General features: G+C 72.7%; 6 protein-coding genes. 2 read left to right on the forward strand and 4 right to left on the reverse strand.

The features are described 5' to 3' along the window. Nucleotides 1–20: 20 nt before the first annotated feature. Complete coding sequence (locus ABD335_RS03420; protein WP_344320526.1) at nt 21–1217, reverse strand: epoxide hydrolase family protein; 1197 nt, start codon at nt 1215–1217, stop codon at nt 21–23. 63 nt (nt 1218–1280) lie between these two features. Here ABD335_RS03420 and ABD335_RS03425 point away from each other — a divergent pair, with 63 nt between their 5' ends. Beyond that, on the forward strand, nt 1281–2240 hold the full coding sequence (locus ABD335_RS03425) for a helix-turn-helix transcriptional regulator (protein ID WP_344320527.1): 960 nt from the start codon (nt 1281–1283) through the stop codon (nt 2238–2240). A 122-nt stretch (nt 2241–2362) separates the two neighbouring features. Then, a complete protein-coding gene (locus tag ABD335_RS03430) occupies nt 2363–3367 on the forward strand; it encodes a zinc-binding dehydrogenase (protein WP_344320528.1) in 1005 nt (334 codons plus the stop codon). A 50-nt stretch (nt 3368–3417) separates the two neighbouring features. Here ABD335_RS03430 and ABD335_RS03435 read toward each other — a convergent pair whose 3' ends face one another. From ABD335_RS03435 to ABD335_RS03445, 3 genes are all read right to left on the reverse strand, one after another. Continuing rightward, on the reverse strand, nt 3418–3600 hold the full coding sequence (locus ABD335_RS03435; protein WP_344320530.1) for a DUF5302 domain-containing protein: 183 nt from the start codon (nt 3598–3600) through the stop codon (nt 3418–3420). Nucleotides 3601–3761: 161 nt separating this feature from the next. Further along, the gene (locus ABD335_RS03440; RefSeq protein WP_344320531.1) at nt 3762–5672 is read right to left on the reverse strand and encodes a rhamnogalacturonan lyase; all 1911 of its coding nucleotides are present in this window, start codon (nt 5670–5672) and stop codon (nt 3762–3764) included. Nucleotides 5673–5916: 244 nt separating this feature from the next. Beyond that, the coding region (locus ABD335_RS03445; RefSeq protein ID WP_344320532.1) for a YncE family protein at nt 5917–7087 on the reverse strand (1171 nt) is incomplete at its 5' end.

Consider the following 7087-nt stretch of genomic DNA (forward strand, 5'->3'; position numbering starts at 1 on the left):
GCCCGGTGTGGGGAAGCGCGTCAGCGCAGCTTCCGGAAGAACGCGCGCACGTCGGCGGTCAGGACGTCCGGCGCCTCCATGGCCAGGAAGTGGCCGCCCGAGTCCAGTTCGGTCCAGGACGTGATGGTGTGGTCGCGCTCGGCCCACCGTCGCACGGTCACGTCGTGGGCGGAGACCAGGACGCCCGTCGGGACCGTGCCGCGCCGCGCGGCCCCCTCTCCCCACGCGCCGCCGTCCCCGGCCCCCGCGTCGCTCCAGGCGTTCGCGGACATCTCCTCGTAGTAGATCTGCGCCGCCGACCCGGCGGTGCCGGTGAACCAGTACAGCGAGACGTCGGTCAGGAAGCGGTCCCGTTCGACGCTGTCCTCGGGCAGGCCGTCCTCCGGCCAGGTCAGCTCCTTGAACTTCTCCACGATCCAGGCGAGTTGGCCCACCGGCGAGTCGTGCAGGCCGTACGCCACCGTCTGGGGCCGCTTGGCGTTGCACCGCAGGTAACCGTCGTTGAAGTCCTGCATGCGCCGCCAACGCCGCTGCTCGGCCTCGCTCGGACCGTCCGTCTCGCCCTCCTCCCCCACGGGGAAGGCGATCATCGCGTTGAGGTGGATGCCGATGACGCGCTCGGGGGCCCGCCGGCCCATCTCGGGCGCCACCCAGGACCCGGTGTCGTAGCCCTGGACGCCGTACCGCTCGTAGCCGAGCCGTGTCATCAGCCGGTCGAGCACGTCGGCCATCCGGGCGGCGTTCATCCCGGGTCCGGCCAGCGGGGTGGAGAACCCGAACCCCGGCAGCGACGGGACGACCAGGTGGAAGGCGTCGGCCGGGTCCCCGCCGTGCGACCGGGGGTCGGAGAGCGGCCCGACGACGTCCAGGAAGTCGGTGAAACCGCCGGGCCAGCCGTGCAGCAGCACCAGCGCGGTGGCGTCCGGTTCGGGGGAGCGCACGTGGAGGAAGTGCAGGTTCTGTCCGTCGACGGTGGTGACGAACTGCGGGTGCGCGTTGAGCGCGGCCTCCTGGCGCCGCCAGTCGTACATCGTGCGCCAGTAGCCGGCCAGCTCCTTCAGGTAGCCGACCGGGACCCCGCGGCTCCATCCGACGCCCGGCAGTTCGTCCGGCCAGCGGGTGTTCGCCAGTCGGGCGTGCAGGTCGTCGATCCGGTCCTGCGGGATCTCGATGCGGAACGGGCGGACGGCGGGTTCGTGCGGTGTGTCGTGTGCCATGCCCGGGAGGCTAGGGAGCGCTTGGGACAGGTTCGTTCCCAAGTCCGTGGCAGGCTGGGCGGAATGTTGGGGACCTCCGCTCGGCTGCTGCGTCTGCTCTCGCTCCTCCAGGCGCGTCGGCAGTGGACCGGCGCCGAACTCGCCGAGCGCCTGGGCGTCTCGTCCCGTACCGTCCGCCGCGACGTGGACCGGCTGCGCGAACTCGGCTACCCGGTGCACGCCACCCGGGGGACCGCCGGTTACCGCCTCGGCGCCGGCGCGTCCCTGCCGCCGCTCCTGTTCGACGACGACGAGGCGGTCGCCGTGGCGATCGCCCTGCGGACGGCCGCGAGCGGGACGGTCGCCGGGATCGAGGAGGCGGCGCTGCGCGCCGTGTCCACGCTCGGCCAGGTGCTGCCCTCCCGTCTGCGCCATCGGGTGGAGTCGCTGTACCGGGCCACGTTGCGGGTCGGGCCGCCCGGACCGGAGGTGGAGCCGGGCACGCTGCTGGTGATCGCCGATGCCTGCCGGCGCGGCGAGCGCCTCCGCTTCGACTACGCCGGCCCGCGGTCCGCCACCGCGGTCCGCTCCGTCGAGCCCCACCGCCTGGTGCACTTCGACCAGCGCTGGTACCTGGTCGCCTGGGACCTCGACCGAGACGACTGGCGGACGTTCCGGGTCGACCGGCTGACCCCGCGCCCGCCGACCGGACCGAGGTTCACGCCCCGGCCGCCGCCCGACGGGGACGTCGCCGCCTACCTCTCCCGGCGGCTGTCGCAGCGCGCCTGGCCGTACCAGGCGACGGTCGCGCTGCACGCGTCCGCGGAGGAGGCGGCCGTCCGGGTCTGGCCCGGCACGGGTGCGATCGAGGCCGTGGACGAGCGTCGCTGCCTCCTGCACGTCGGCGCGGACTCCGTCTGGAGCCTGCTGTGGATGATCACCTCGGTGGACCTCGACTTCACCCTGGTGGACGGGCCGCCCGAACTCGCCGACGCCCTCCGCGCCCACGTCGAACGCTGTCTGCGCGCCCTCCCGCGCCCGTGACGCCCACGGCCCGGGGCTCCGGAGCGGTCCCGCGGCCCCTCCTCCCCAACGGCCTTGACCTCAAGCCCACTTGAGGTCGCAGAGTGATCGCATCAGCCAGGCCGTCACCCACGGGAGAGCTCATGCACGCCATCCGCCTGCACGCCTTCGGCCACGCCGACAACCTCCGCTACGAGCAGGTCCCCGACCCCGAGCCCGGTCCCGGCCAGGTGCGGATCGCCGTGGCCGCCGCCGGGGTGCACCTGCTGGACACCGCCCTGCGCGAGGGGAAGCAGCTCGGCCCGGTTCCCCTGCCCGAGCTGCCCACCGTCCCCGGACGCGAGGTCGCCGGGACGGTCGACGCGCTCGGCGAGGGCGTCGACCGGCAGTGGCTCGGCCGCCGCGTCGTCGCCCACCTCGGTCAGGCCCCCGGCGGCTACGCCGAGCTGGCCGTCACCGACGTCGAGCGGCTGCACGCCCTGCCCCACAAGCTGAGCGAGGACCACGCCGTCGCCATGATCGGCACCGGCCGCACCGCGATGGGCATCCTCCGCTTCACCGACCTCTCCCCCGCCGACACCGTTCTGGTGCTCGCCGCGGCCGGGGGCATCGGCTGCCTCCTCGTCCAGTACGCCCGACACCGCGGCGCCACCGTCGTCGGCGCCGCGGGCGGCCCGGCCAAGATCGCGGCGGTGCGGGAGCTGGGCGCGGACCTCGCGGTCGACTACACCCGGGACGACTGGGCCGACCGCGTCCGCGAGAAGTTCGGCGACCGTCCCCTCACCCACGTCTTCGACGGCGTCGGCGGCGACCTGGGGCGCACCGCTCTGTCCCTCCTCGCCCCCGGCGGCACCCACCTGTCCTACGGCTACGCCTCCTCCGCGTTCTCCCCCGAGGGGCAGACCGCGCCGTCCGCCGAGGAGCAGGAGCGTCTCGGGATCACCTCGCTGTGGGTGCTGGGCAAGCCGATGTTCGACCGGATCGGCGGCATGGAGAACCTGCGGGTGCTGGAGGACGAGGCCATGGAACTGGCCGCCGCGGGCACCCTCGTCCCCCTGGTCCACCACTTCCCCCTGGCGGACGCGGCCCGCGCCCACCGCGCCCTGGAGACCCGCGCCACGCTGGGCAAGGTGGTGTTGGTGCCCTGAGCGGGCTTCCCCGCGCGCCGCACACGGTCGGGTGCGGCGCGCGGTCGTCGTCAGCCGGCCTTGCGGCGGAAATTCCGCTTCCGGCCGGCCTCGCGACGCATTCCGCCGACCTTCGAGCGACTCTCCTCGTGTGTCCGGCGTTCCTGGCCGGCCTGCTTCTTGCGCTCCAGCGCCTCCCTGAACTTCTGCTTGAGGTCGTTCTCGGTCGCGGAATCGGCCGGGTTCTCCTGCATGGGACCTCCCAAGGACGAAGGGACTGCACCGATCAGCCTCACACAGGGAGGGCCGTCCTGTGAGGTCTTTTCCGCCGACGCGCCCGGTCCGGCTCCGCGCACGGCCCCGGGGCCGCCGCGTCGGCGCGGGCGGCCCCGGTCCCGGAAGGGGCGGCGGTGGGTCAGCGGAGGTACACGTTCGGCCGGGGCGGGAGGCTCATGCCCCGACCGAGGAAGAAGCTCGGGTGCGGCGGCTGGTTGTAGGCGGTGTTCTGCCAGGCCAGCGCCACCCGGTACTGGGCGTCGTGCAGCAGCGTGTGCAGCTTGAGATCGGTCGGGATCGTGGTGGCGTGGATCCGCAGCGCCGAGTTGTCGCCGTGCCGCCAGATCACCTCCTCGCGCCAGTCGCCGAACAGGTCGCCGGAGAGCACGGGCGTGGACTTGGTGCCGTTGCTCGACGCCACGCCGCTGCCGGTCAGCAGCCGCGTCTCGCCGCCGGTGCCGTACTTGTCGATCCGGGTGCCGTCGAGCAGCTCGCGCACCGGGTCGCCGTCCCACCAGGCGAGGAAGTTCGCCGAGGACGGGTTGCGTCCCACGCTCGCGCCCGAGGCGTCGCGGAGCTGGGTCATGTTCGGTCCCGAACCCCAGAACTCGGCGCCGGGGTTGCCGGCGTGGATGTCGGCGGCCACACCGCGTCCCGGTCCCTCGGAGCCGCTGGTCGGGGTGCGGTGGAGGACCTGGCCGGTGCGGGCGTCGTGGAGGTCGGAGCCGGGCTGGTTGCCCGACTCGTGGATGGTGAAGACCTCCAGGCCCGAGCGGGACGGTACGAAGTCGCCGACGTGGAGGGCGTCTCCGTGGCCGAAGCCGGTGGCGTACATCAGGGTGCCGTTGTCGTCGACCGTGGCCGAGCCGTAGACGATCTCCTGGCGGCCGTCGGCGTCCACGTCCGCGACGGAGAGCTGGTGGTTGCCCTGTCCGGCGGCGGCGCCGTTGCCGGAGGCGTTGGAGTCGAACAGCCAGCGCCGGGTGAGCTGCCCGTCCCGGAAGTCCCAGGCGGTGACGGTCGCGCGGGTGTAGTAGCCGCGGGCCGTGATCAGCGAGGGCCGGGTGCCGTCGAGGTAGGCGGTGCCGGCGAGGAAGCGGTCGACGCGGTTGCCGTAGGAGTCGCCCCAGGAGGAGACGTTGCCGCGGCCGGGCTCGTAGTTCACGGTGTCCAGCGCGGCGCCGGTGCGCCCGTCGAACACGGTGAGGTACTCGGGGCCGGTGAGGATGTAGCCGCTGGAGTTGCGGTGGTCCGCGTTCGCGTCGCCGATGTGGGTGCCGCGGCCGTCGCGGGTGGCGTCGGCGGTCTTCATGGCGACCTCGGCCCGCCCGTCGCCGTCGTAGTCGTAGACCTGGAACTGGGTGTAGTGCGCCCCGGCGCGGATGTTGCGGCCCAGGTCGATGCGCCACAGTCGCTGCCCGTCGAGCTTGTAGGCGTCGATGTGGACGTTGCCGGTGGTGCCGGACTGGGAGTTGTCCTTGGCGTTGTCCGGGTCCCACTTGAGGACGAGTTCGAACCGCCCGTCGCCGTCCAGGTCGCCGGGGCTCGCCTCGACGGCGGTGTAGCCGGAGCCGGGCGGGGAGATCGGGACGTCGAGGTAGTTGCCGCCGGTGAAGCGCAGCGAGGGCTTGGAGGCGGCCTGCTCGGTGCCGTTCACCACCGCGCGGACGGTGTAGGAGGCGTCGGCGGGGGCGCCGGCGTCCAGGTGGTTGGTGGAGCCGGTGATGGGCGAGGAGTTCACCTTCGTCCCGCCCCGGTAGAGGTTGAAGGCGACGTCGCGGCTCTCGATGCCCAGCAGTCGCCAGGACACCAGGTTCCCGGAGCCCGAACGCACCGAGATCAGGCCCCTGTCGACGTTCTCCATCTGCACGGGGTTCGCGGCGGCCGGTGCGGCGTCCGCCTCGGGGGACGCCGGGAGGGTCGACCAGCCGACGGCCAGCAGCGCGGCCAGGGCCGCCGCGCCCAGCCCTCGGAGACCGGCCTTTCTCCGTGCTCCGTGTGCCGTTCCGTGCGCTGTCGCGCGTGTCCTCTGCGTGCCGTGAGCGGGCATGGCGGCTCCTTGTCGGGGGATCGTGCGCTCCCGGGAGTGGGGGGAAGAGCCTGAGTGAAACGATTCATTAACGCGCTGCGACAGACCCGTGCGGCAGCGCGCCCAGAGGGGTATGGGAGCGCTCCCGAGACGATAGAGGCGCCCACGGGGAGGCGGCAAGGGTCGTGCGCGGACCAACGTGCCGGTTCCTCCGGGCCCACAGGCCCGGAGGAACCGGCACCGCGGGGAACGCGGCGGGAAGGGCTCAGCCCGCCGAGGGGCCCGTCCAGCCGCTCGGCACGTGACCCAGCCGCACCCGCTGCGGGTGGTCGCCGACGGGCACGGACGTCACCTTCCGCCCGGTGGCGAAGTCGATGGCGGTCACCTGGTCGGCGCCGCTCTCGGAGACCACGCAGTGCCGGCCGTCGCCGCTGACCGTCGCCCAGTACGGCTTGGAGGCCGTCACCAGCGGCCCCTCCCGGAGGGTCTTCCGGTCCACGACGGTGGCGTAGTCGTCCATCGTCCCGGCGACGCACAGCTTGGTGCCCTGCGGGTTCATCGACATCCCGTGGTGGCGCGAGTCGTTGACCCAGGTGGTGCGGTCCTCGCTCGTCCCGGGGTTCTTCGGCAGCTCCTTCAGCCGCGTGATCCTGTCGGCGGCCACGTCGTACTCCAGGAAGCCGTTGAAGAACGACACCTGGAAGTAGAGCGTGGACTCGTCGGGCGTGAAGGCGACGGGCCGCACCGAGTCCGACAGGTCCTCGCGGCCGAAGGCGTCCAGCCGCTCCCGCATGTCGACGACCCTCACCCGCTCGAAGGTGGTCGCGTCGGCGATCGTGATGCGCCGGTCGCCCTTCGTCCAGTCGAGCCAGGGGGCGTCGAGGGCGTTGTTGACCTCGCCGATGGACATGTTCCAGATGTACCGGCCGCCGTCGGTGAAGACGTTCTCGTGCGGCTTGTCGCCCGTCGTGAACGAGCCCAGTTCCCTCCCCGTGACGATGTCCAGGACGTGGACGGTGTTGGACGTCGAGGCGGAGACGGCGACCTTCTTCCCGTCCGGGGAGACCGCCATGTGGTCGGAGCGGTAACCCGACACCGGGAAGCGCCAGTCGACCTTCCCCGTCGCGAGGTCGATCGAGACCACGTCGGCGAAGCTGGGGCGGGAGACGACGACGGCGGAGCCGTCCGGGGTGGAGTACATGTCGTCGACGTACTGGTCGTGGCCCTCGCCGACGGTCTCGCGGATGCCGAGGTAGAAGGCGAGCTTGAGCGGGTTGAGGTAGATCTCCCGCAGCCGCTCGGCCTTGTCGGGAATGACGTCGAGACGGCCCACCCGGGCGTAGTCGCCGCCGGACTCGATGACGTCCGCGGTCCCGTCCCAGTTGTTGCCGACGAACAGCACCTCCCGCAGACCGGCGTCCCCCGCGTCGGCGGGG

Source organism: Streptomyces macrosporus, assembly GCF_039533145.1.
Lineage (GTDB): Bacteria > Actinomycetota > Actinomycetes > Streptomycetales > Streptomycetaceae > Streptomyces > Streptomyces macrosporus.

Bases quoted from the DNA above. Each gene is read 5' to 3' on its own strand.
- ABD335_RS03435 (WP_344320530.1), bottom strand. From the start codon at position 3,600: ATGCAGGAGAACCCGGCCGATTCCGCGACCGAGAACGACCTCAAGCAG.
- ABD335_RS03430 (WP_344320528.1), top strand. From the start codon at position 2,363: ATGCACGCCATCCGCCTGCACGCCTTCGGCCACGCCGACAACCTCCGC.
- ABD335_RS03425 (WP_344320527.1), top strand. From the start codon at position 1,281: ATGTTGGGGACCTCCGCTCGGCTGCTGCGTCTGCTCTCGCTCCTCCAG.
- ABD335_RS03440 (WP_344320531.1), bottom strand. From the start codon at position 5,672: ATGCCCGCTCACGGCACGCAGAGGACACGCGCGACAGCGCACGGAACG.
- ABD335_RS03420 (WP_344320526.1), bottom strand. From the start codon at position 1,217: ATGGCACACGACACACCGCACGAACCCGCCGTCCGCCCGTTCCGCATC.